At 69.6% G+C, this 21,631-nt stretch carries 25 protein-coding genes; 7 read left to right on the top strand and 18 right to left on the bottom strand.

The window, feature by feature from the left end:
• The first annotated feature begins 229 nt into the window (after nucleotides 1-229).
• Complete coding sequence (locus ACZ5VQ_RS18880; RefSeq protein WP_055618439.1) at nucleotides 230-418, top strand: hypothetical protein; 189 nt, start codon at nucleotides 230-232, stop codon at nucleotides 416-418.
• A 76-nt stretch (nucleotides 419-494) separates the two neighbouring features.
• On the opposite strand, the gene ACZ5VQ_RS18875 is transcribed toward ACZ5VQ_RS18880, so the two are convergent.
• On the bottom strand, nucleotides 495-1,403 hold the full coding sequence (locus ACZ5VQ_RS18875) for a winged helix-turn-helix domain-containing protein (protein ID WP_269649921.1): 909 nt from the start codon (nucleotides 1,401-1,403) through the stop codon (nucleotides 495-497).
• A gap of 205 nt (nucleotides 1,404-1,608) precedes the next feature.
• On the opposite strand from ACZ5VQ_RS18875, the gene ACZ5VQ_RS18870 reads away from it, so the two are divergent.
• Nucleotides 1,609-1,794 carry a hypothetical protein gene (locus tag ACZ5VQ_RS18870; protein WP_189836753.1) on the top strand — a complete coding sequence of 62 codons (186 nt, stop codon included), beginning with the start codon at nucleotides 1,609-1,611 and terminating at the stop codon, nucleotides 1,792-1,794.
• 212 nt (nucleotides 1,795-2,006) lie between these two features.
• Here the strand turns inward: ACZ5VQ_RS18870 and ACZ5VQ_RS18865 are convergent, their stop codons facing one another.
• Together ACZ5VQ_RS18865 and ACZ5VQ_RS18860 are read right to left on the bottom strand one after the other, a co-directional pair.
• Nucleotides 2,007-3,263 carry a GNAT family N-acetyltransferase gene (locus ACZ5VQ_RS18865; protein WP_469105877.1) on the bottom strand — a complete coding sequence of 419 codons (1,257 nt, stop codon included), beginning with the start codon at nucleotides 3,261-3,263 and terminating at the stop codon, nucleotides 2,007-2,009.
• 110 nt (nucleotides 3,264-3,373) lie between these two features.
• The gene (locus tag ACZ5VQ_RS18860; protein ID WP_469105876.1) at nucleotides 3,374-3,904 is read right to left on the bottom strand and encodes an RsiG family protein; all 531 of its coding nucleotides are present in this window, start codon (nucleotides 3,902-3,904) and stop codon (nucleotides 3,374-3,376) included.
• A gap of 357 nt (nucleotides 3,905-4,261) precedes the next feature.
• Here ACZ5VQ_RS18860 and dtd point away from each other — a divergent pair, with 357 nt between their 5' ends.
• Nucleotides 4,262-4,687, top strand: coding sequence for a D-aminoacyl-tRNA deacylase (gene dtd, locus ACZ5VQ_RS18855; RefSeq protein ID WP_361893077.1), 426 nt, complete (start codon nucleotides 4,262-4,264; stop codon nucleotides 4,685-4,687).
• A gap of 84 nt (nucleotides 4,688-4,771) precedes the next feature.
• On the opposite strand, the gene ygfZ is transcribed toward dtd, so the two are convergent.
• The 6 genes from ygfZ to ACZ5VQ_RS18825 form a co-directional block, all read right to left on the bottom strand.
• Entirely contained in the window at nucleotides 4,772-5,746 is a 975-nt protein-coding gene (ygfZ, locus tag ACZ5VQ_RS18850) for a CAF17-like 4Fe-4S cluster assembly/insertion protein YgfZ (protein WP_469105875.1), read from the bottom strand.
• Between the two features lie 84 nt (nucleotides 5,747-5,830).
• The gene (locus tag ACZ5VQ_RS18845) at nucleotides 5,831-6,298 is read right to left on the bottom strand and encodes a Fur family transcriptional regulator (protein WP_469105874.1); all 468 of its coding nucleotides are present in this window, start codon (nucleotides 6,296-6,298) and stop codon (nucleotides 5,831-5,833) included.
• 27 nt (nucleotides 6,299-6,325) lie between these two features.
• Nucleotides 6,326-6,901, bottom strand: coding sequence for a heme-binding beta-barrel domain-containing protein (locus ACZ5VQ_RS18840; protein WP_362082733.1), 576 nt, complete (start codon nucleotides 6,899-6,901; stop codon nucleotides 6,326-6,328).
• A gap of 223 nt (nucleotides 6,902-7,124) precedes the next feature.
• On the bottom strand, nucleotides 7,125-8,072 hold the full coding sequence (locus ACZ5VQ_RS18835) for a hypothetical protein (protein WP_469105873.1): 948 nt from the start codon (nucleotides 8,070-8,072) through the stop codon (nucleotides 7,125-7,127).
• The gene (locus ACZ5VQ_RS18830) at nucleotides 8,069-8,935 is read right to left on the bottom strand and encodes a hypothetical protein (RefSeq protein WP_469105872.1); all 867 of its coding nucleotides are present in this window, start codon (nucleotides 8,933-8,935) and stop codon (nucleotides 8,069-8,071) included. The genes ACZ5VQ_RS18835 and ACZ5VQ_RS18830 overlap by 4 nt, the downstream gene beginning before the upstream one ends.
• Nucleotides 8,932-9,753, bottom strand: a complete 822-nt coding sequence (locus ACZ5VQ_RS18825) for a hypothetical protein (RefSeq protein WP_469105871.1) — start codon at nucleotides 9,751-9,753, stop codon at nucleotides 8,932-8,934. The genes ACZ5VQ_RS18830 and ACZ5VQ_RS18825 overlap by 4 nt, the downstream gene beginning before the upstream one ends.
• Before the next feature lie 101 nt (nucleotides 9,754-9,854).
• Between ACZ5VQ_RS18825 and ACZ5VQ_RS18820 the strand changes: the two genes are divergently transcribed.
• A complete protein-coding gene (locus ACZ5VQ_RS18820; RefSeq protein ID WP_469105870.1) occupies nucleotides 9,855-10,217 on the top strand; it encodes a DsrE family protein in 363 nt (120 codons plus the stop codon).
• Nucleotides 10,218-10,227: 10 nt separating this feature from the next.
• Here ACZ5VQ_RS18820 and ACZ5VQ_RS18815 read toward each other — a convergent pair whose 3' ends face one another.
• From ACZ5VQ_RS18815 to ACZ5VQ_RS18780, 8 genes are all read right to left on the bottom strand, one after another.
• A complete protein-coding gene (locus ACZ5VQ_RS18815) occupies nucleotides 10,228-10,488 on the bottom strand; it encodes a DUF3099 domain-containing protein (RefSeq protein WP_143639496.1) in 261 nt (86 codons plus the stop codon).
• A 278-nt stretch (nucleotides 10,489-10,766) separates the two neighbouring features.
• Entirely contained in the window at nucleotides 10,767-11,054 is a 288-nt protein-coding gene (locus ACZ5VQ_RS18810; RefSeq protein ID WP_055617549.1) for a DUF1416 domain-containing protein, read from the bottom strand.
• A gap of 36 nt (nucleotides 11,055-11,090) precedes the next feature.
• On the bottom strand, nucleotides 11,091-11,930 hold the full coding sequence (locus tag ACZ5VQ_RS18805) for a sulfurtransferase (protein WP_055617550.1): 840 nt from the start codon (nucleotides 11,928-11,930) through the stop codon (nucleotides 11,091-11,093).
• Nucleotides 11,931-12,084: 154 nt separating this feature from the next.
• The gene (locus tag ACZ5VQ_RS18800) at nucleotides 12,085-12,192 is read right to left on the bottom strand and encodes a putative leader peptide (RefSeq protein ID WP_469105869.1); all 108 of its coding nucleotides are present in this window, start codon (nucleotides 12,190-12,192) and stop codon (nucleotides 12,085-12,087) included.
• A 240-nt stretch (nucleotides 12,193-12,432) separates the two neighbouring features.
• A complete protein-coding gene (locus ACZ5VQ_RS18795) occupies nucleotides 12,433-13,191 on the bottom strand; it encodes an LmeA family phospholipid-binding protein (RefSeq protein ID WP_469105868.1) in 759 nt (252 codons plus the stop codon).
• Nucleotides 13,192-13,520: 329 nt separating this feature from the next.
• Nucleotides 13,521-14,894, bottom strand: coding sequence for a hypothetical protein (locus ACZ5VQ_RS18790; protein ID WP_469105867.1), 1,374 nt, complete (start codon nucleotides 14,892-14,894; stop codon nucleotides 13,521-13,523).
• 7 nt (nucleotides 14,895-14,901) lie between these two features.
• On the bottom strand, nucleotides 14,902-15,156 hold the full coding sequence (locus tag ACZ5VQ_RS18785) for a MoaD/ThiS family protein (RefSeq protein ID WP_143639489.1): 255 nt from the start codon (nucleotides 15,154-15,156) through the stop codon (nucleotides 14,902-14,904).
• A gap of 93 nt (nucleotides 15,157-15,249) precedes the next feature.
• Entirely contained in the window at nucleotides 15,250-16,143 is an 894-nt protein-coding gene (locus ACZ5VQ_RS18780; protein ID WP_469105866.1) for an alpha/beta hydrolase, read from the bottom strand.
• A 277-nt stretch (nucleotides 16,144-16,420) separates the two neighbouring features.
• Between ACZ5VQ_RS18780 and ACZ5VQ_RS18775 the strand changes: the two genes are divergently transcribed.
• Nucleotides 16,421-17,245, top strand: a complete 825-nt coding sequence (locus ACZ5VQ_RS18775) for a response regulator transcription factor (protein WP_326729248.1) — start codon at nucleotides 16,421-16,423, stop codon at nucleotides 17,243-17,245.
• A 23-nt stretch (nucleotides 17,246-17,268) separates the two neighbouring features.
• Entirely contained in the window at nucleotides 17,269-18,291 is a 1,023-nt protein-coding gene (locus ACZ5VQ_RS18770) for a LacI family DNA-binding transcriptional regulator (protein ID WP_469105865.1), read from the top strand.
• Nucleotides 18,292-18,432: 141 nt separating this feature from the next.
• On the opposite strand, the gene ACZ5VQ_RS18765 is transcribed toward ACZ5VQ_RS18770, so the two are convergent.
• Entirely contained in the window at nucleotides 18,433-20,190 is a 1,758-nt protein-coding gene (locus ACZ5VQ_RS18765) for a trypsin-like serine protease (protein WP_469105864.1), read from the bottom strand.
• Nucleotides 20,191-20,439: 249 nt separating this feature from the next.
• On the opposite strand from ACZ5VQ_RS18765, the gene ACZ5VQ_RS18760 reads away from it, so the two are divergent.
• Nucleotides 20,440-21,606 carry a S1C family serine protease gene (locus tag ACZ5VQ_RS18760; protein ID WP_469105863.1) on the top strand — a complete coding sequence of 389 codons (1,167 nt, stop codon included), beginning with the start codon at nucleotides 20,440-20,442 and terminating at the stop codon, nucleotides 21,604-21,606.
• The last annotated feature ends 25 nt before the right edge of the window (nucleotides 21,607-21,631 follow it).

The raw sequence follows: 21,631 nt of genomic DNA, 5'->3' as shown, positions 1-21,631 counted from the left end.
TAGGGACCAACTGGGGATATCTTAGTCAGAGTTGGCAACCAACTTAGCGAAGATGGCGGAAGGATTGCCTCCTCTCGCAAGTAGTTGGCAGATGGGAGGGCTCCGCACCTCTCCAGCATCGTCCCGCACCCACCGCACCACACGTCCCGCCGCATCGCTCCTCCGCCCCCACACCGCCCAGCCCTCGCCCCGCCCCGCCCCGCCCGAAAGACCCGAAGGAGGATCCACCATGCCCGTCATAGCCTTCCTCTCCGCCGTCTTTGTCGTCACCTTCGAGCAACTCGTCCAGTGGCGGTACGGTCCCAGCGGCGTCGTCGGGCTGCTGCTGCTCACCATCGGCATCAAGGCGAAGAGCCCGACCTGCAGCTCGATCGGCGCCGTCGTCCTCGCCCTCATGGTCTCCGGGCCCGCTCTATGACCCGTATGACCCGTACGACCCGTACGACCTGCGAGGAAGACCCACCTGAAGATCCGGTACCCACCTGTGGGAGACCTCAGCCCGTGAGCACCAGCTCGGAGCTGATGGTCTCCCACAGTGCGTTGAACCACAGATGGGACTGCTCGACGAACGTCGTGTCCCGCAGGCCGTCGCCCTGTTCGAAGGGGAACAGCATGGACTGGGTCCCCTCCGCGTCGTACATCTCCAGGTACTCGTGGTCGATCTCCTCGCCGCGCCGCGTCAGCGTGTAGTACGCGAACAGCGCCTCCGCGCCGTTGAGCAGGTAGAGCTTCACGGGCGGGGTGAACGGCAGGGCGCGGAAGGTGATGTGTACGTCGATGCCGTGCGTGGCCCGTAACGCCAGCAGGTTGTGCTTGAGGACCTGGCCCTGCGCGTTGCGGTGGGCCAGCCAGCGGCGCTGCAGCCGGTCGTCGACCTTGTCGTCCACCGGTGCTGGGAAGGCGAGGTCGATGTCGCTGGACGGCAGGAGCACCCGGACGTCGATCCTGGCTGGTTTTATTCGCCCCTCGTGGATGAGACGCAACGGTTCACCCATCGCGAGAGTGAGGGAGACCGCCGTCAGACACAGGGCGTCGATCTCCACATGGGGGGCCGAGAAGGCCGCCGTGATCCGCGACGCGAGCGCCACCATGGTGGGCTGCGGCGGGGCTCCGGGCCCGGTCAGGGCCGGTCCCACGTCCTGGGCGACGGTCGCCGGGCTCCCTTTGGACACGTTGGACAGCAGGTGTTCCGACTGGAGGATGCGCAGCGCCTGGCGCACGGCCCCGCGCTCGACGCCGAACTCGTCGGCCAGCTGGGCCTGTGTGGGCATGCGCTGCCCAGGCCGCAGCTCACCGGACCTGATCCGGGTGCGCAGCTCGTCGGCCACCTCGCGGTGTGACCGCTGTGGCTGTTGTGACCTCTTCCGCCCATTGACGGCGACGTGTTCCGGGTCCACAACCAAACACTACAACTTCGCGCCATCTTTGGGCAGTTATTGAGAAGGTGGTTATGAGACGCATCCAAGAGGAGATAACTTCAGTGAAGTTGGTAACCAACTTGAGGAACATGGTCAAGCTTCCCAGGGGTTGGCCACCAGAGTCGGAACTGTCGACCAGGTGGACGGTCCCAGCGGGGGGTCCGCCTCCCCGTCCCGAAGGAGGGACCGCATGCCGCTCATCGCCATCATCGTCGCCGCCCTCGCCATCGGTTTCGAGCAGCTGATCCAGGTGAAGTTCGGGGCGATGGGCGTCATCGCCTTCGTCGCCCTCGCCGTCGGCATCAAGGCCAAGAACTCCATGATCGGCGGCATCGGGGCCGTCATCCTCGTGATGCTGCTCGCCCAGTCCGGCTGATCGGGCGCCACCGTCCGGCAGTCCGGCCGACCGGGCTCCCTTCCGGAGGGGAGCCGGGAGCCCGGTCGGTCCGCACCATCGCGGATCGCTCCAGGATCCGCGGAACAACAACTGAACAGCTACGGATCACAACTGAACAGCCACGAATCAAACGGAGGAGAAGCCGCACACGCGGACCGGCCACACGGAACGGAGCACCAGGAAACAGGGAATCAGAAGATGTCCGGGCACCACGGTCGCCTGGACGTGCGCAGCAGGGCGTCGGCCAAGGAGGCGGCGCCCGCTCGTTCTTCCCGCACCCGCCCCAGCGCCGCAAGCCGCACCGCGGACTCGTCCCCGAGCCAGAGCGAGCCCAACTCGCCGACACCCAGCGTGAGTTCGGCGTCGGCAGTCGTCCGCGCGCAGCTCGCGCCCGCCTCCGAAGCGTCCAGCCGGTACCGGCCCCCGCACAGCCCTCCCCGGTCGACGACCTCCAGGACGAGCGTCCCCGTCGCCCCGTACGTACGCGCCTCCAGTGCCGCCACGACGTCCAGGACCCGCACCCACAGCAGGTCGGCCTGCGTGAGGATGCGTGCCGCGCGCGGATCCGGCAGCAGATGCGGCAGCAGGTCGTCCGGCGCCCGCCACCCCGTCCTGACCTTCGTGACCCAGTCGACCGAGCACACGTACTGCCACAGGGCGCGCTCCGCGGCCGGCGTGACCGCGATCATGTCCTTGACCTTCGCGGTCTCCAGCGGCTGCTTCACGTCCCCCCAGTGGTCGTCCACGGTGTACGTGAGCAGCCCCTCGGCCTCTACCTCCGCGTTGCGGTACACGGCGTGGAAGGGCTCGGTCCACGATGCCGGGTCGAGCACCAGCGCGCCCGTGCGGACCTGCCACCACCGCTCGTCGCGGTCGACCACGCCCGGCTGCGCCCGCCTGAGCCGCTCGTGGAGCTCCGGGCCGGTCTTCCGTACGTCGTCGCCGTCCACGAGGTCGATACGGCCGCCGTCGTCCGGGCCCGACCAGCGGGGGTCGAGCCCCGCCCTCGGCACGTCGATCGTCCACTCGGCGGCCGTCGTGGCCACGCCGAATCCGTACCGGCCGTAGATCGGGTACTCCGCGGCGATCAGCGTCGCCACGGTGTCGCCCCGCTCCTTCGCGGCCGCCAGGTCCTCGGTCATCATCCGGGTGAGGATGCCCCGGCGGCGGTGGGTCGCGGTGACGGTCACGTTCGAGATCGCGTCGGCCGCCACGGGGGTGCCGCCGACGGCCGTGACCTCCTGAGCGAACGAGCGGAACGTGCCCACGCATCTGGTGCCGTCGAATGCGCCCAGTGTTCGCTCGGGCACGATGTGGGTGCTGCGGTCCTTGACGTCCGCGTCCGACACGGTCGGGGGGAACTGGAATCCCGTGTTCAGCGCACGGATCCACTCCCGGGTCTCGTCCTCGCGGATGGGGCGTATGTCGATGTCCTGGCGGGGGGTCATGCGGTCACGCTAGGCACACGTGGTGTGGGGTGTCGCGCCGTTTTTCTCTCGACCAGCCCCCACCCACCCGCAGAAGAACAACCGCAGACGTACACCCGCAGACGGCGACGTCACATCAGCAAGTCGTCCACCTGCGCCTCGCCCTCGCGATAGCGGCGAGCGATCTCCGCGCTGCAGTCGTCCGCGGTCCGCTGCAGCTCCTGCCGCCGCCGGGACACCTGCTGCTCGTACCGCACGAGCCGCCCCATCGCCGCGTTCAGTTCCAGATCCGTACGCGCCTCCAGGTCGGACAGCTCGACCTCGGCGAGCATGTCCGAGGCCAGCCGCCGGAACTCCTCGCTGTGGGGCGTACCCACGGTCACGTGCCGTGCGGACGACCGCTGCCGCGCCGGCGCATCCGTCAGGATCTCCGACAGCCGCTCCACGACGGACGCCTCGGCCGCGATGCGCGCCTCGCGCCCCCGCCGCGGGGCACCCCGCCGCCCCAACTCGGCCCGCAGGATGTCGATCCGCCCCTGCAGCAGCCGCCGCACATAGCTCAGATCGGCCTCGTCCCGCTGCGCGTCCCTCCGCAGGGTGCGCAGTTCGGGCAGCCGCAGGACGCTCAGTTCGGGCTCGGGACCGGGCGCCGAATCAGGCATGGGGCTGTCCGTACGCTGGGTGGGCGGACGCGCCGCGACCGGGCGCGCTGACGACGACGGTGAAGACTGCGGCAGGGACGCCTCCGGCGATGACGATGACGATGGCGATGACGGCGGCTCCCCCCGAATCAGCGATACGACCCCGGGTGACTGCCCCGTACTCGATGTGCTCATGTGCCTCAACCGTCCCCTCGACCGGCGCGTGTGAGCATCGTGCCACCCCAAGTGGCCGCTATGTGACCGAGTGCCCCCGATCGGCCCCAGATGGGGGGTTAAGGATCAATAAGAAAGCCCCGTACGGACGTCGGTACCGAGGCCGACACCGACGTCAATCCGACGCACGGCATGATGGTCCGTATGCGTGCGGTGGTGCAGAGAGTGGACGGCGCGAGCGTCGTCGTCGAGGGTGAGACCGTCGGGGAGATCAACGGCGAGGGCCTGTGCGTCCTGGTCGGGGTGACCCACGAGGACACCAAGGAGAAGGCGGCCCAACTGGCCCGCAAACTCTGGTCGATCCGCATGCTGGCCGACGAGAGGTCGTGCTCGGACATCGACGCCCCGCTGCTCGTCATCAGCCAGTTCACGCTCTACGGAGACGCCCGCAAGGGCCGCCGCCCCACCTGGAACGCGGCCGCCCCCGGCGACGTCGCGGAGCCCCTCGTGGACGAGGTCGTGGCCCAGCTCCGCTCGCTGGGAGCGACGGTGGCGACGGGCCGCTTCGGCGCGCAGATGCGCGTCTCACTGACGAACGACGGCCCGTTCACCGTCCTGCTGGAGATGTAACCGCCAGGCTGCCGGAGACTCAGCCGCAGCCGCACCCACCAGGCGTACTCTCCACGGATCCGGCCCGGCAGCCCCTGGCGGGCCCTACGGCTCGACCACGACCTCCTGCGCCGCGGCCGTCGTGTCGGCCACCAGTCGCGCGTCCAGCGGTACGTTCCGCTTGACGAGGCCCAGGGCGATCGGCCCGAGCTCGTGATGGCGTACGGCCGTCGTCACGAAGCCGATCTTGCGCCCGTCGGGCCCCTCGTCCGCGAGCCGGAGCTCCGCGCCGTGCGGCGGCAGATGGACCTCGCTGCCGTCCAGGTGCAGGAAGACGAGCCGACGCGGGGGCTTGCCCAGGTTCTGGACGCGGGCGACGGTCTCCTGGCCGCGGTAGCAGCCCTTCTGCAGATGCACCGCGCTGCCGATCCAGCCCAGCTCGTGCGGGATGGTCCGGTGGTCGGTCTCGAAACCGATCCGCGGCTGGTGGTGCTCGACGCGCAGCGCCTCGTACGCGAGCAGCCCGACCGCCGGGCCGTGCCGGTCGACGTCGGCGGCGTACGACTCCAGGTCCGTACGCGGCAGGAACAGATCACGTCCGTACGGTGTCTCGCGGACGACGACCCCCTCGGGGACGTCGGCGATGGAGCCGGCGGGCAGGTGGACGACCGCGAACTCGTCCGTGCGGTCGGCGACTTCGACGCGGTAGAAGAACTTCATCGACCCCAGGTACGCGATCAGCGCGTCCTGGCTGTCGGGCTCCACGTGGGCCCAGGTGGTCGTCCCGTCGTCGACGAGATACAGCGCGTGCTCGATGTGGCCGTGCGCGGAGAGGATCAGCGCCTCGGTGGCGCGGCCCGCCGGGAGGTCGCTGACGTGCTGGGTGAGCAGCAGGTGCAGCCAGCTGAGCCGGTCGTCGCCGGTGACGGTGACCACTCCGCGGTGCGAGAGGTCCACGAAACCGGTGCCGCCGGCGAAGGCACGCTGTTCTCGGAACAGGTCCCCGTAGTGGGCGGCGACACCTTCGTCCACGCCCTCGGCGGGCACGGCACCGGGCAGGGACAGCAGAGGGCTCTTCATATCCACACAGCCTACGACCGAGCAGGCGCGCTTTTTATTTCCGGCGGAGTGCCGCTGCCCACTTGCCGGGGGCCGCTCCGCCGCCTACTCCGCCTTCGCGGCCTTCTTCGCCGCGCTCGCCGTGCAGTCCTCGCAGCGGCCGAAGATCGCGAAGTGCTTCATGTCGGTGGAGAAGCCGAACGTCTCGCGGAGCTTGGCCGTGAAGTCGGCGGCGATCTCGACGTCCGCCTCGATGACGTTCGTGCAGTCGCGGCAGACCAGGTGGAGATGGTGGTGCCGGTCCGCGAGGTGGTACGTGGGCGCCCCGTGCCCGAGGTGCGCGTGCGAGACGAGCCCGAGCTCCTCCAGGAGCTCCAGGGTCCGGTACACCGTGGAAATATTGACCCCCGACGCCGTCTTCCTCACCTCGATGAGGATGTCGTCAGGGGTCGCGTGCTCCAGGGTGTCCACGGCTTCGAGCACGAGTTGCCGCTGCGGCGTCAGCCGGTAACCGCGCTGCCGCAGATCGCTCTTCCAGTCAGTGCCTTCGGTGCTGCTTCCAGTGGTCACCACACCGAAAGTCTAGAACTACTTGTAGAACTACTTGAAGAAAGCGATCCCGTCGTCCGGCATGTCGTCCGGCAGGGCCTTGGCCCAGCGCTCGACGTCCTCCGGGCTGACGACCTTCTTGAGCTGGGCCGACATGTACGGGCGGAGCGCGACCTCGGGGGTCTGCTTCTCGCCGACCCACATGAGATCGCTCTTCACATAGCCGTACAGACGCTTGCCGCCGCTGTACGGGCCCGAGGCGGCCGTACGGGCTACCGCGTCCGTGACCAGGTCGATCTGGGGCTTCTTGTCGGCCATCTCGCCGTACCAGATCTCGACGACGCCGTCGTCGCGGACCATCACGACCTCGACCTTGCGGTTCTGGTCGATCCGCCAGAAGCCGGACTCGGACTCCAGCGCGCGCACCTTGTTGCCCTCGGCGTCGAGGACCCAGGTGTGCGAGTGGTACTCCAGGAAGTCCCGCCCGTCGTGGGTGAAGCTGACTTCCTGGCCGAAGTTGCACTTCTCGTCGCCGGGGAAGTCGTGGACGCCCGCGCCGGTCCAGTTGCCGAGCAGGAAGGCAAGGGGGACGAGGTCCTTGTGCAGGTCGGACGGGATCTCGATCATGAGGTCGGCAGTTCCTTGATGGGGGTCAGCGCTGGCCCTGGTACAGCTTCTTCACGGCCAGCCCGGTGAAGGCGAGAACGCCGACGCAGACCAGGATCAGCAGGGCTTCGAAGAAGTACTCAAGCACGGGGTGCTCCTCGGGGGTGACGCGGTGGTGGGCAGTACAGAGCCGCTCCCCACTCTAGTGGGGGTGGGGAGCGGCTCTCTCTCCGAGGTCCGCCGGTCAGCTCAGGAGCTGGCTCTGCAGGACCACGGTCTGCTGGAAGGGGACCGCCTCGGCGGTGCCCTTGCGGGACTGCACGATCACGGCGACGGTGTCGCCGGCCGAGAGATAGGCCTGCCGGACCTGCTCGGCACCGTACGGCTCCGTCTCCACGTACGGCGCGCGGGTGACGTGGGCGAACTCGGTCTTCTCCGGGAAATCCTCGTCCCGGTCGAACTCCTCGGCACCGCGCACGGCGTACGTCGGGCTGTCGTAGTGGATCAGTTCGGTCGCGTAGAGCTCGTCCGCGGCGGCCGCGGTGTCGAAGCGCAGCAGGTAGATCCGCGTGTGCGTGCCGTCCTGCGTGGTCCAGCCGCGGGCGGCGATGTGCCGCAGCCCGTTGTCGGTCATCACCTGGCCGGCGGCCTTGCGGTCCTCCTTCGACGTGAACTCCGCCAGGAAGTCCTTCGTCGCGAGCCAGCCGCCCTTGCCGCGCAACGCCTGGTCCGCCTTTGCCCCCTCGGGGGCGGGCAGTACGAGCGCGCGCAGGTCGGCGTGGTGGGTGGCGGCCCCGTTGGCCTCGGCGAAGGGGGCCGGACTGCCGGACGGCAGCGGCGGCCTGACGATCTCCGGGTAGTCCCAGCGCCCGTCGGACTCGGTCGCGAGTCCCGGCAGGTCGGTGCGCTCCTGCCGCGTGATGCCGTACGCCGCAGCCGTACCGACCGCCGCGAACACCGCCGCGACGGCGGTCCACCGCAGCACGGCACGCAGGGCCCGGCGGTCCTTCCCCGCCTCGGGCGGTACGAGCGGTGTTCCTGCGGGGACTGCGGGGACTGCGGGGACTGCGGGGAGCATGCCGGGCGGGGGAGGCACGATTGCCTGCCGCTCCCCGGTCTGCTCGGTCTGCTCGGTCTGCTCGGTCTGCTCGGTCTGCTCGGTCTGCTCGGTCTGCTCGGTCTGCTCGGTCATACCGCCTCCCCCGGGTCGGTGATGCGGTCGAGCTGGGTGCGCAGCAGCAACGCGACTCCCTCGGTGTTCAGTGGCCTGATCCCGGACGCGGTGGCGCTGACCAGCACGTCTCCCTCGTACGCGGAGCAGAACATCGCCTCGATCTCCTCGCCCGTGGTCTTCGGCTGCAGAAAGCACTTGGCGTTCTTGTGGCCCTTGATGGCGGGGCCCGCGCGGAAGACGTCCATGGCGTCGAGGAACTCGTTCTGGAACGTCGCGATGTCCCGGACCGCCGCCTTGTTCTCCATCCGGGACAGCACGACGCTCACCGCGAAAGCCGACTTCGAGTCGGCATAGGAGTTGCCCGCCGTGCTGATGTAGCTGCGCATCGCCATGCCCTGGACGCGCTGCTTGTCGATCTGTTTCTCCAGCCGCAGTCGCTGGGAGCGGGGCAGGCCACGCAGCGACTCCTTGCGCAGGGCGGTGGCCTGGGCACCGCTGAGCCGGGCGTCGTGGCCGTACTCGTTGAGGTCGGGGCCGCGGCCCCAGTCGTCCTCCCCGTACGGCACGAGCAGGCCGGCGAGCCCTGTGGCGGCGGCCGGCTTCTTGTCGTCCGCCTTCTCCCTGGGGAAGTCCCAGACGGGCGCGCCCGCGTCCCGGTCGGCGTCGTTCACGGTCACGACGGTGTAGCCGGTGCCTGCGACGACGGCGGCGACCAGGAGGCCGGCACCGACGAGGGCGGCGATCCGGCCACGGCGTACGGGCTTCTTCGCGTCCGGCGCCACGGGCTCGGCCGCCGGCGTGGCGTCCACCGGCTCCACCGACACCTCGGGCTCGACCGGCTCGGCCTCCCCCGTGGGGACACTGCTCGGGTCGTCGCTCACAGCCGCTCCATCTGCCGCTCGGCCAGTTCCATGATCTTCGCCTTGGCGATCGGCCTGCTGTCGTTCACGAAGATCTGCATGGCGATGTCACCCCGCCAGGCATGCGCCTCGGCCGTGTACATCGGGAGGTATCCGGCCTTGTTCTCGGGCTGCTTCCGTACGTATGCCATGCCGTCGCCGGTGCCGGGGACGGCCCAGCTGTCCGTGTCGTACTCCGCCTCCCCGTACTGCTCGGCCTCCACCCGTTCACGGGCGGCCAGGCGGTCCTCCTGGCGGTACTGCACGAGCCGGATCACGACCGAATACGTGCGGCCCGTCTGCCAGGCGGTGACGGCTGCGCGCCGGAACTCGTCGTCGATGAGGGTGCTGTAGGCCGCCGTCGGCTCGGTGTACCCGTCCGCGTACATGTCGAGACCCACCCAGCCGTCGACGCCTTCGGCGGAGGTTGTGTCCCGCGCCCCGCTCGGCCGCTCGACCAGCAGCTTGCGCAGGTCACCGTCGGTCCTCACCCTGCGGTCCTGCGCGGCCGACAGGGGCTGGGGCCCCTTGCCCCCGGCCTGCGGAAGCGACGGCTGCGAGAGCGATGGCAGTTCGGTGGGCTCGCGGTCGGCCTGGATCAGGTATCCGGCACAGGTACCGGCGACCAGTCCCAGCACGGCGGCCGTGGCGATCAGGAGCGTCGTACGTCCACGCCGACGCACAAGCGGCACGGCCTGCTTCTCCGGGGCCTCCGGGACCTCCGGGAGCTCCGGGGCCTCCGGGACTTCGGAGGTCTCCTGGACCTCAGGTGGCGCTTCGGGTGTTTCCGTGACTTCCAAGACGTCCCCCACAGAACGCGAAGCGCGGATTCCGTATCCGCGCGCACAGGAGACCCATGGCCAACACGTGGGGTTGCAAGGGAGTTGATTACGATTCGACCATGGCGAAGAAGCTCGTGATCAAGGTGACGGCGGGGGCCGATGCTCCCGAACGCTGTTCGCAGGCGTTCACGGTGGCGGCGGTCGCCGTGGCCAGTGGGGTGGACGTGTCGCTGTGGCTGACGGGCGAGTCCGCGTGGTTCGCGCTGCCGGGCCGGGCCGCCGAGTTCGAACTGCCGCACGCGGCCCCCCTCCCCGACCTGCTCGACTCGATCCTGGCCGGCGGCCGCCTCACCCTCTGCACGCAGTGCGCCGCCCGCCGGGACATCACGGAGAAGGACGTCATCAAGGGCGTACGCATCGCGGGCGCCCAGGTCTTCGTCCAGGAGGCCCTGGCGGACGGGACCCAGGCGCTCGTCTACTGACCGGGACGGGTCACTGGCGGCGCTTCTTGCCGTCCAGTTCGTCCCACCAGTCGTCGGACTTGGGGTCGCCGGACGGGTCGTCCCACCAGCGGTCGTCGGGGCCTCGGCGGTTGGCCGCCATCGCCGCGAGCGGGGGAATCACCATGGCCACGACGCACATACCGACGGCCACGGGCACCGACCAGAGCCGCACGACTCCCCAGGCCAGCACGAACAGCCCGATGCACGTCCCCATCATGGCGAAATAGACGTGACGCCTTCGTGCGTACATACGTCCAGCGTAGAACGCCTCGGTGCAAAGGCTCACCCCGCGAGACACCGACGATGCCACGACCCGACGGACGGAGTCCGGCGCAGCGCCTCGAAGCCTGCGAAGCAGCGCGAGAGGCGCGTCAAGGAGAGGTCGTGACGCCTTCGTGCGTACATACGTCCAGCGTAGGCCCGGGCAAGCCGAAGGGCCGCACCCCATTACCGGAAAGCGTCCAACCCCCGGGGGTGCGGCCCTTCGGCCGTTTATACGGTGTCTGCCGTCAGGTGGTTCAGACGGGTTCAGACGGTGATGGCGACCTCGGCCAGGCCGCCCGTCTGGGCGACGACCGTGCGGTCGGCCGTGCCGCCGGGAACGAGGGCGCGGACGGTCCAGGTGCCCTCGGCCGCGTAGAAGCGGAACTGTCCGGTCGCCGAGGTCGGGACCTCGGCGGTGAACTCGCCGGTCGAGTCCAGGAGGCGGACGTAGCCCACCACCGGCTCGCCGTCCTTGGTCACCTGACCCTGGATGGTGGTCTCACCGGGCTTGATCGTCGAGGCGTCCGGGCCGCCGGCCTTCGCTCCACACATGTTTCGTTTCCGTCCTTCAGTCCTTCGGGCCTTGGGTTACTTGTTGGCGCCGAGCTCGATCGGCACACCGACGAGGGAGCCGTACTCGGTCCACGAGCCGTCGTAGTTCTTGACGTTCTCGACGCCGAGCAGCTCGTGCAGCACGAACCAGGTGAGCGCGGAACGCTCACCGATGCGGCAGTACGCGATGGTGTCCTTGGCGAGGTCGACCTGCTCCTCGGCGTAGAGCTCCTTGAGCTCGTCGTCCGACTTGAAGGTGCCGTCGTCGTTGGCGTTCTTCGACCACGGGATGTTGCGCGCGGACGGGACATGGCCCGGACGCTGCGACTGCTCCTGCGGCAGGTGGGCCGGCGCCAGCAGCTTGCCGCTGAACTCGTCGGGCGACCGGACGTCGACCAGGTTCTGCGAACCGATGGCCGCCACGACGTCGTCGCGGAAGGCGCGGATCGCGGTGTTCTGGGCCTTCGCCTTGTAGTCGGTCGTGGCGCGGGTGGGCACCTCGGCGACCAGGTCGCGGGAGTCGAGCTCCCACTTCTTGCGGCCGCCGTCGAGAAGCTTCACGTTCTCGTGGCCGTACAGCTTGAAGTACCAGTAGGCGTAGGACGCGAACCAGTTGTTGTTGCCGCCGTAGAGGACGACCAGGGTGTCGTTGCCGATGCCCTTCTCCGACAGGAGCTTCTCGAAGCCGGCCTGGTCGACGAAGTCACGGCGGACCGGGTCCTGGAGGTCCTTGGTCCAGTCGATCCGGATCGCGTTCCGGATGTGGTTCTTCTCGTACGCGGACGTGTCCTCGTCGACCTCGACGATGGCCACGCTGGGGTCGTCCAGGTGGTCCTGGACCCAGTCGGCGTCTACCAGGACGTCGCTGCGGCTCATGCTCGTTCTCCTCCGGGGCAGTTGCGGCGGGGCGTTGCGTCAGAAAGGGGTGCGACGCGCTCGACGATCACGGCTGCGATGGCGTACGCGGCGCAGGGGTGGCCCCGACGAGAGAGGTCGAAGGGCCCGGCTCGCGGAAGTACGACGCTTCCGCTCAGAAAGTGCGACAGAGCATGGCGGCGACGCGGCACAGGTCTACTGCCCGCCGCTTCGTGAGATCCGCCTGTCCCCCCGGCCGGAGGACGCTCAATTTGCACTGCATGACGTCGATCGTAGGGACGGACAGGCGGGCATGTCACCGGTGTGTCGTATTCTGAGACGCGATCGTCCGGGATGTGGGACACGGAGGGAGTCCGGCCCGTTTTCTCCCGGCCCCGGAAGGGCTGCAGCCGTCGTCACATCTCTCGCACATCTGCTGTGCGGACGGGGGTGTCTCGCCTTTCGGACGGACGGTTGCTCGCGAGTGGGCCGATGTCCTCACTCCCTGTCCGACCTACCAGACCTACCCGACCAGGCTGACGTCCGAACCCTTCACCGTGATGTCGACACCCTTCGGGGCCGCCTCGACCTTGTCGAGCTTGATGCCGCCGGGCAGGCCGTCGATCTGCTGCCGGAAGTCGGTGATCAGGCGGACCTTGTCCTCGGCGAGCTGGACGCCCAGGTTGGGGAGGGAGTCGGCGTGCACCTCGACGGTGTCGCCCTTGACGCTGACCGAGCTGAGCACGGAGACCGGGCGGGGGAGCTTGGTGCCGAGCACCGTGGCCTCCACCTCGACCTTGATCTTGCCGTTGCCTCCGTCGGAGAGGCCGACGACCTCGGCGGTGACTCCGCTCGCGACGTCCACGGGTTCGGCCTTCGCCGCCTTGAGGAGTTCGTCGTACGAGATCGTCGCCGTGCCGGTCGCCGAGGCGGCCTTCGCGGAGCTGTAGTCGCCGGAGAACGCGACGCCCCGCATCTGGGCGGTGAGGTCGTCGATACGGATCTTGTCCGGGGTGGTGCCGTCGGCGGTGCCCGTGCCGCCGCTCGTGTCGGCCTCGTAGTTCTTGATGCCGACCTCCACCTCGTCCAGTTCGCCGCCGACGACCTGGGTGAGGAAGGGGAAGCCCTTGATCGAGACGCTGGGGGTGGTGGCCAGGCCCTCGTTGGTCTTCAGTCGGTCCGCCGCCTCGTCCTCGGCGAAGCCGACGGCTACGCGGTCGGCGATGATGAAGAGGCCGCCGAGGATGACGGTCACGATCAGAAGTATTCGCAGTGCTCGCATGGTTTTCGTGTTCCCCCACCTTGGCGGTCTCCTGGCGCGAGGGTAACCCTGCGGGGGCCTCCGGCCGGGGGGACGGGGGGAGTTGTCGATCAGCTGTGACAGGTGTGGCCGCGGGACCAGGCCTTTTCCTCGCCCCCGCCGCCCCTACCCGTCCCGTCCCCTGGGGGCTCCGCCCCCAGACCCCCGTATCGCGCTGAACGCGCTCGTCCTCAAACGCCGGACGGGCTGAAATTCAGCCCCTCCGGCGTTTGAGGAGCGGGGGTTCGGGGGCAGAGCCCCCGAGGGACGGGAATGGGTAGGGGCGGCGGGGGCGAAAAAGGTCGGTCTCGTCAGGCCAGCGCGCGGCCCAGTACGTAGATCGCCGGGGCGGCTGCCGCCAAGGGGAGGGCGACTCCCGCGGTGAAGTGGACGAAGCGGGACGGGTAGTCGTAGCTGGCCACGCGGTGACCGATCAGCGCGCAGACGGCAGCACCCGCGCCGAGGAGCGCACCGGAGGACGCACCGAGGTCGGTGAGCCCGCCCGTCGCAGCCCCCGCAGCCGCCCCCACCACCAACGCCACAACCACCGAACCCACCGTCGGCAGAGGCACCGCACGGGCCAGAACCGCCGCCCCGACCGCCACCGCCCCCACCGTCACCGCATCCGGCTCCGCCCCCAGGTGCCCCGTCGCCACGATCGCCAGCGCCGCCGAGACGACCGTGGCCATCAGCCCGGACATCCGCTCGTCCGGAGACGCATGGCTGCGGAGCTGGAGGACCAGGGTCAGCAGGACCCAGACGCCGAGCGTGCCGAGAATCGCGGCGGGAGCGTTCTCCCGCCCGGCCGCGAGCAGCGCGACGTCCGAGGTGAGCGCGCCCGCGAAGGCGAGGGCGATGCCCTGCCGGGCGGGCCACATCCCGTTCAGCCGGAACCAGCCCGCCGCGGTCACCGCCTGGAGGATCACGAGCGGTACGACCAGTGCGTACTCCCCGACGGCAGCCGCCCCGGCCATCAGCAGCCCGAGGACCGCCGTCAGCGCGGCCGGCTGCAGACCGGGCTCGATGATCGGCGAACGCCCCTCAGCACGGGCCCGCTGGGCGGCGGTGAGGCGGGTGTTTCCGGTGACGGTGGCCGGGCCGTACTCCGGAGCGGCGCCGGAGCCGGATGCGGCGCCGGATGCGGCGGCAGGCGAGGGAGCCGGTGCGCCCGGCACGGGTGCGGGTGCGTGCGTCTGGCTTCCGTAGCCCTGATGGCCGCCCTGATGGCCCTGGGGCCCCTGCGAGCCCGGGTAGCCCTGCGGCTGTCCGGCCCCGCCCGTCTGACCCGCCTGGTCCCACCCCGTCTCCGCCGGCATCGGCTGTCCCACCACCCCGTACTGACCGCTCTGAGCGGCCTGACCGCCCTGAGCGCCGTACTGAGCCGCGTACTGCTGCTCCCCCGGCCCATGCGGAGCCTGCTGCGGGAAGTACGCCGTGTCCGCGGCCGGGGCAGGTGCAGGTGCAGGTGCAGGTGCGGTCGGTGTGACCGACGGCTGGACCTGGGTCTCCCAGGTCTGGCCCTCCCACTGCTGGGTGTACTGCTGCTGGTCGGGCTCGGCGTCGGCCTCGTACTGCTGCTGATGGCCCGGCCACCCGGACGGCGGCTGCTGCGGTTGCTGCTGCTGGTAGGGGTCGTAGCCCTCGTACGGCCCGTCCCCGTTCCCCTCGTACGGCTGGTTGCTCATGGTCCCGTCACCCTCCTGCGAACGGCGGGAGCACTTCGACCGTGCCGCCCTCGGCCAGCCGTACCGTCTCATGTCCGCGGGTGCCCACGGGGTCACCGTCGATGAGGAACGAGCATCGCCGCAGGACGCGGACGAGTTCGCCGGGGTGTCGCTCGCGTGCCGCGTCGAGCGCGTCCGCGAGGGTCTCCGCCTCGTACGGCTCCTCGGCGACGCCCGCTGCGGCCTTGGCGGCGGCCCAGTAACGCACCGTGCCCTTTGCCATCTGAATCCTGATTCCTGATTCCTCGGTCGACGGTCGTCCGGCAGTCGACCGCCGGTCGGTGAATGGGTGACAAGCTGACAAGCACCGCCCAGGCTAGCCCGCGGGCGCTGCCGCCCCGGCCGCCCACTGCCCGATGCGGGCCAGCAGCGCGTCGTCCGCCGCGTTCTCCGCGTGGCCCATTCCCGGCTCCAGCCACAGTTCGGCGTGGCCGTCGGAGGCGTCGGCCAGCATCCGGGGGTGGTCCACCGGGAAGTAGCCGTCCTGCTCGCCGTGGACGATCAGCAACGGCGTGGGCGTGATCAGCGGGACCGACTCCACCGGGGAGGAGGGGACGGGGTCCCACTCGCGGTGGTGGATGCGGGTGCGCAGGCCGTAGCGGCCGACGGCACGGCCCGTCGGACGGGTTACCAGCCAGTGCAGGCGGCGCATAGGGGCCGTGCCCCGGTAGTACCAGCGAGCGGGTGCGCTGACCGAAACCACCGCGTCCGTATGCGCTCCCGTGCGCCCCTCGTGCTCCTCGCCACCGGCCGAATTGATCGCCGCGTGCCGCAGGACGACCGACCCGCCCATCGAGAAACCGACCGTGGCCACCCGGGTGTGACCGAGTTCTCGTGCCCACTCCACAGCCGCCGCCAGATCGAGCACCTCGCGGTCGCCGACCGTCGAGCGCCCGCCGGAGGCGCCGTGGCCCCGGAAGGAGAACGTGACGACCGCCCCGTACTGCGTGAAGGCAGTGGCCGCCCGACGTACGTGCAGCCGCTCCAGATCGCCCGTGAAGCCGTGCGCGACGACGATGGCGAGGTCGCCCGGGACGTCACCGAGGGCGTCCTCCGCGGTGTCGGACGTACCCCTTCCGGGGTCGTACGCGGCATCGATCGTGACCCCGTCGACCGTGCGCAGAAATCTCCGCAGAGGTGGCCGCAGGGTTGTCTCAAGGCGTGGACGAATCAAAGATCGCGTCACATGACCTGCCGGACCTAGGTTCATGTGGGCTATTGTGCTGGGCAGAGGACTCGGGCAGCGAAGCCCCCGGGTCCTTTTGCGCTTTCTGGAGCGTTGTATACGAACGCTGTATACGACTCTCAGGGGAAATATCGCGACAGGAAGTGCGATGCCAGAGCGCGATTGCGGCGCCCAGGGGCGCGGGAGCCGCGAGAAGTACGAAGCAGTGCCGCAAACGTCCTCGCAGGGACCGAGGAGGAACCGACGTTATGGGCAAGCAAACCGTGCAAGACCGTGTGACGACCCAGGCAGGTGGGGCGCGATGAGTTCTCTGCTGCTCCTTACCAACGCTCTCCAGCCGTCGACGGAGGTGCTTCCCGCCCTCGGCCTGCTGCTGCACAACGTGCGCGTGGCTCCGGCGGAGGGCCCCGCTCTCGTCGACACCCCTGGTGCCGACGTCATCCTGATCGACGGGCGGCGCGACCTGCCTCAGGTCCGCAGCCTGTGCCAGCTGCTGCGGTCCACCGGGCCCGGCTGTCCCCTCATCCTCGTCGTCACGGAGGGCGGCCTCGCGGCCGTCACCGCCGACTGGGGCATCGACGACGTCCTGCTCGACACCGCAGGTCCGGCGGAGGTCGAGGCACGGCTGCGGCTGGCCATGGGCCGCCAGCAGATCGTCAACGACGACTCCCCCATGGAGATCCGCAACGGCGACCTGTCGGTCGACGAGGCGACCTACTCCGCCAAGCTCAAGGGCCGGGTCCTCGACCTCACCTTCAAGGAGTTCGAGCTCCTGAAGTACCTGGCGCAGCACCCCGGCCGCGTCTTCACCCGCGCCCAGCTCCTCCAGGAGGTCTGGGGGTACGACTACTTCGGTGGCACCCGGACCGTCGACGTCCACGTACGACGGCTGCGGGCAAAGCTCGGACCCGAGCACGAGTCGCTGATCGGGACCGTCCGCAACGTCGGCTACCGATTCGTCACGCCGGAGAAGGCGGACCGTGCCACGGACGAGGCGAAGGCCAAGGCGGCCCAGCCGAAGCCGGGGGACACCGAGAATACGGACGAGTCGGCACACCTCGACGCCACCGAGAGCGCCGAGGTCACGGTGGAGGCACAGGAACCCGTACGACCTGCACAGAGGTAGGTCCATCCGCGTAGACTCCGCGCGTGGCCAAGGTGACTCGGGATGACGTAGCGCGACTGGCAGGGACGTCGACTGCCGTCGTCAGTTACGTCATCAACAACGGACCCCGGCCGGTCGCCCCGGCCACGCGCGAGCGTGTCCTCGCCGCGATCAAGGAGCTGGGGTACCGGCCGGACCGGGTCGCCCAGGCCATGGCGTCGCGGCGTACGGACCTCATAGGCCTGATCGTGCCGGACGCGCGCCAGGCCTTCTTCGGGGAGATGGCGCACGCGGTCGAACAGGCCGCGTCCGAGCGCGGAAAAATGGTGCTCGTCGGCAACTCCGACTACATCGGCGAGCGCGAGGTCCACTACCTGCGGGCCTTCCTCGGTATGCGGGTCTCGGGGCTCATCCTCGTCAGCAATGCGCTGAACGACAACGCGGCCGCCGAGATCGAGGCGTGGGACGCCCGGGTGGTGCTGATGCACGCGCGGCCCGAGGCCATCGACGACGTCGCCGTCGTCACGGACGACATAGGCGGGGCCCAGCTCGCCACGCGTCATCTTCTTGAGCACGGTTACGAGTACGTCGCCTGTCTGGGCGGCGTCGCGGAGACCCCCACCGTCGGTGACCCCGTCTCCGACCACATCGAGGGCTGGCGGCGTGCGATGCGGGAGGCCGGGCGGTCGACCGAGGGTCGCGTCTTCGAGGCGCCCTACAACCGGTACGACGCGTACAAGGTCGGTCTTGAGCTGCTGGCCGGGCCGGACCGGCCGCCGGCGATCTTCTGTTCCACGGACGACCAGGCGGTCGGGCTGCTGCGGGCCGCGCGCGAGCTTCGGATAGACGTGCCGGGGGAGTTGGCTGTCGCCGGGTTCGACGACATCAAGGAAGCGGCGTTGACCGATCCGCCGCTGACCACGATCGCGAGCGATCGGTCCGCGATGGCTCGCGCGGCTGTCGATCTCGTTCTCGACGACGGGCTGCGGGTTGCCGGTGCTCGGCGGGAGCGGTTGAAGTTGTTCCCGTCGCAGTTGGTTGTGCGGCGGTCTTGCGGGTGCGGGTAGCTCCGCTGGTGGGTTGTTGGTTGGCTGCGGGTGGCTGGGGACTGGTCGCGCCCCGCGGCGGAGCCGCAAATGTCACAGCCCCGCGCCCCTGAAAAGTCGGCCCTCGCCAAGTGGCGAGGGCCGACGTCTGTTCAGCGGTTTCTAGAACAGCAGGTTGTACTGGTTGAAGCCCGTTCCCAGGCTGACTCGTGCGGCGAAGAGGTCTGTTGAGGCCTTGTTCGTGCCCCGGTAGAGCCAGAGCGTGCCGCCCGAGTCGCGGGCCATGATGTCGGCCACTCCGTCGCCCGTCACGTCGCCGTTGGAGACGTACGAGGTGAAGTTCCAGCCGGTACGGGCCTTGATGCGGGCCGACCAGGGGGTCTTCTCCTTGCCGGTGCCGCGGTAGAGCCAGAGGGTGCCGTCCGTGGAGCGGACGAGGAGGTCGGGCTTGCCGTCGCCGGAGAGGTCGCCGTGGCCGAAGATCTTCACGTTCTTCCAGGAACCGCTGACGACCTTGACCTTGCCGTAGAACTCGCCGTTGCCGCGTCCCGGGTAGAGGTAGACCGAGCCGTCGGCGTCCACCGCGAGCAGGTCCGGGCGGGCGTCGCCCGTCATGTCACCGGGGATCGCGTACGACTTGTAGCCGCCCCAGACCGAACTGATCTGCATCCAGGTCCAGTCGCCGGCGGCGTGGTCCATGTAGCTGCGGTACAACTTGCCGTCGGTCTTGTCGCGGACGATCAGGTCCTGGTAGAAGTCCCGGTCCAGGTCGGCCTGGAGGACCCAGGTGGCGGTCTGCCAGCCGTTGCCCTGGTAGGCGCGCTGGGCCAGCGAGGTGCCCTTGCTGTCCTGCTGGAAGAGGCCGCCCGAGGGCGTGCGGGCCAGCAGGTCGGCGCGGCCGTCGTACGTCAGGTCGGTGTCGTCGACGCGCGGCTGGGCCGCCCAGGCGTAGGAGCTGACCTTGGTGAAGACCGGGTAGGCGCCCTTGCCGGTGCAGCCCGCGACGCCCCAGGAGACGATCCCGACAATCTTGTTGCCGACAACCAGGGGGCCGCCCGAGTCGCCGTTGCAGGGGCTGTTGGTGCCCTCGTCGGCGCCGGTCGCGGGGGTGCCCGCGCAGGTCATCGAGCCCTCGATGAACTCGTCGCTGCCGAGGACCGTCTGCATGGCGCTGTTGCAGGTCGAGTCGGCGACCAGCGGCAGGCTCGCCTTCTTCAGCTTCGTCGAGAGGGTGGCGTCGTCGGCGCCGGAGGTCAGGCCCCAGCCGTAGACGGTGGCCGCGGTGCCTGCCTTGTAGAGCGCGCTGTCGTCGGACGCGGCCAGGCGCAGCCACTGCTGTTCCAGCGGGCGGTCCAGCGTGAGCACCGCGATGTCGTTCTGGGCGGTGGCTTCGTTGTAGCGGGGGTGGGTCCACTGGCGGTAGACGCCCGCGGGGGTGCCGGTGGCGTAGTCGTCGAGGTCGGTGGTGCCGGCCAGGACTGCGCCGTTGCTCACCCAGTCGAGGCCCGCGACGCAGTGGGCGGCCGTGAGGACCTTGTTGGGCGCGACGAGCGTGCCGCCGCAGAAGTAGCCGTCGCCGGTGGCCGGGTCGGAGTAGCCGAGCTGGACCATCCAGGGGGCACTGGCGATGGTGGTCTCACCGCCGCCGATGATGAACGGTGACTTGCTGGGCGAGGCGTCGTCCGGGGTCTCGCCGGTCGCCTTCGCCGCCGCGACGATCCGGTCGCGCAGCTCCTTGGCGGAGGCGGCCGGCTTCGCGGGCTGCGAGAGGTTCGCGTCGGGCAGACCCCCGGTGGGGTCGTCCGCCGCTGTCGCGGGCTGGGCCGCGAGGACGCCGGCGCAACTCAGCGCCAGCGCGAGAGCGGCCGCCGGGAACGCCGTGGCGGGGCGTCTCCAACGGTCGCGCAGGGCACGTATCACTCAGGGCTCCTGAGGTGGTGGTGTGTCGTGAACCCACCAAGATTGCGCCCCTCGTTTCCCGTTGCACACGTTCTTCACAGTGGTCAGACAAGTATTCGTCCGCCGCTTCCCTCACATCACCGTGCCGCAACCCCCTGTTTCACCGATTTCAGCGGCTCCTGGCGGCTTTATATCGGGCATACGCGGTTCTGTCGGGCTTCTCAGGGAGCACTCAGGGAGCTCTCATGGTCGGGGTTCAGAGTCTGAGTCATGACCGAGAGCTTCCGCCGCAGCGGCGAGTACCCCCAGGGCGAACAGCAGCAGTCCGCGTACACGCAGGGCGACGCGCAGCAGTCCGCGTACCCCCAGCAGCCGTACGCCTCCGCGCACCCCGCGAGCTCCTCCTCCGACTCCGACTCCGCAGACTTCTCCACCTCCTCCGTGAACCCGGAGTGGCCGCCCCCGCCGGCGTACGAGCCGGCGCAGCAGGGCGCCGCTCCCACGGCTCTTCTCACCGAGCCCGTCTCCCCGGCTCCCGCCGCTCCCCGTAGGCGCGCCAAGGGGCCGCTGGCGCTGCTGGCCGCCGTGGCGATAGCCGCCGCGGCCGTGGGCGGCGGTACCGCGTACGCCTTCCAGGAGCTGACCGGCAACGACACGGTGGCGAGCAGCAGCACAAGCACCAGCGTCGTGCCCACCAGCGAGAAGGGCACCGTCGCCGGGGTCGCCAAGGCGGTCAGCCCGAGCATCGTCGAGATCAGCGCCACCTCGAACGCCGGCCAGTCCACCGGTTCCGGCGTGATCATCACCAGCGGCGGCGAGATCATCACCAACAACCACGTGATCTCGGGCGCCTCCGAGATCAAGGTGCAGCTGAGCAACGGCAAGTCGTACACCGCGAAGGTCGTCGGCACCGACAGCAAGAAGGACCTCGCGCTCATCAAGCTGGAGGACGCGCCCTCCGGTCTGACGGTCGCGACGCTCGGCGACTCCACGGGCGTCAAGGTCGGCGACCAGGTCGTGGCGATCGGCTCCCCCGAGGGCCTGACCGGCACGGTCACCAGCGGCATCGTCTCCGCCCTCAACCGTGACGTCACCGTCTCCACGGACGAGAGCCAGGGACAGCAGCAGCAACAGCAGGGCGACGGCGGCAGCGGTCAGTGGCCGTTCGAGTTCGGCGGCCAGGAGTTCAACGGCGACACCGGCTCGTCCACGACCACGTACAAGGCCCTCCAGACCGACGCGTCCCTCAACCCGGGCAACTCCGGCGGCGCGCTGATCGACATGAACGGCAACATCATCGGCATCAACTCCGCGATGTACTCCGCCGCGGACGCCACCTCGTCGAGCGCCGGCAGCGTGGGCCTCGGCTTCGCCATCCCGATCAACACCGTCAAGGCCGACCTGGACACCCTGCGGGCCGGCGGCTCCGACAGCTGATCCTTCACCCGCCTCCTCCGCCCAC

The sequence above is a fragment of the Streptomyces sp. NPDC033178 genome (assembly GCF_055577685.1).
This window is presented reverse-complemented; position numbering and strand designations above follow the sequence as displayed.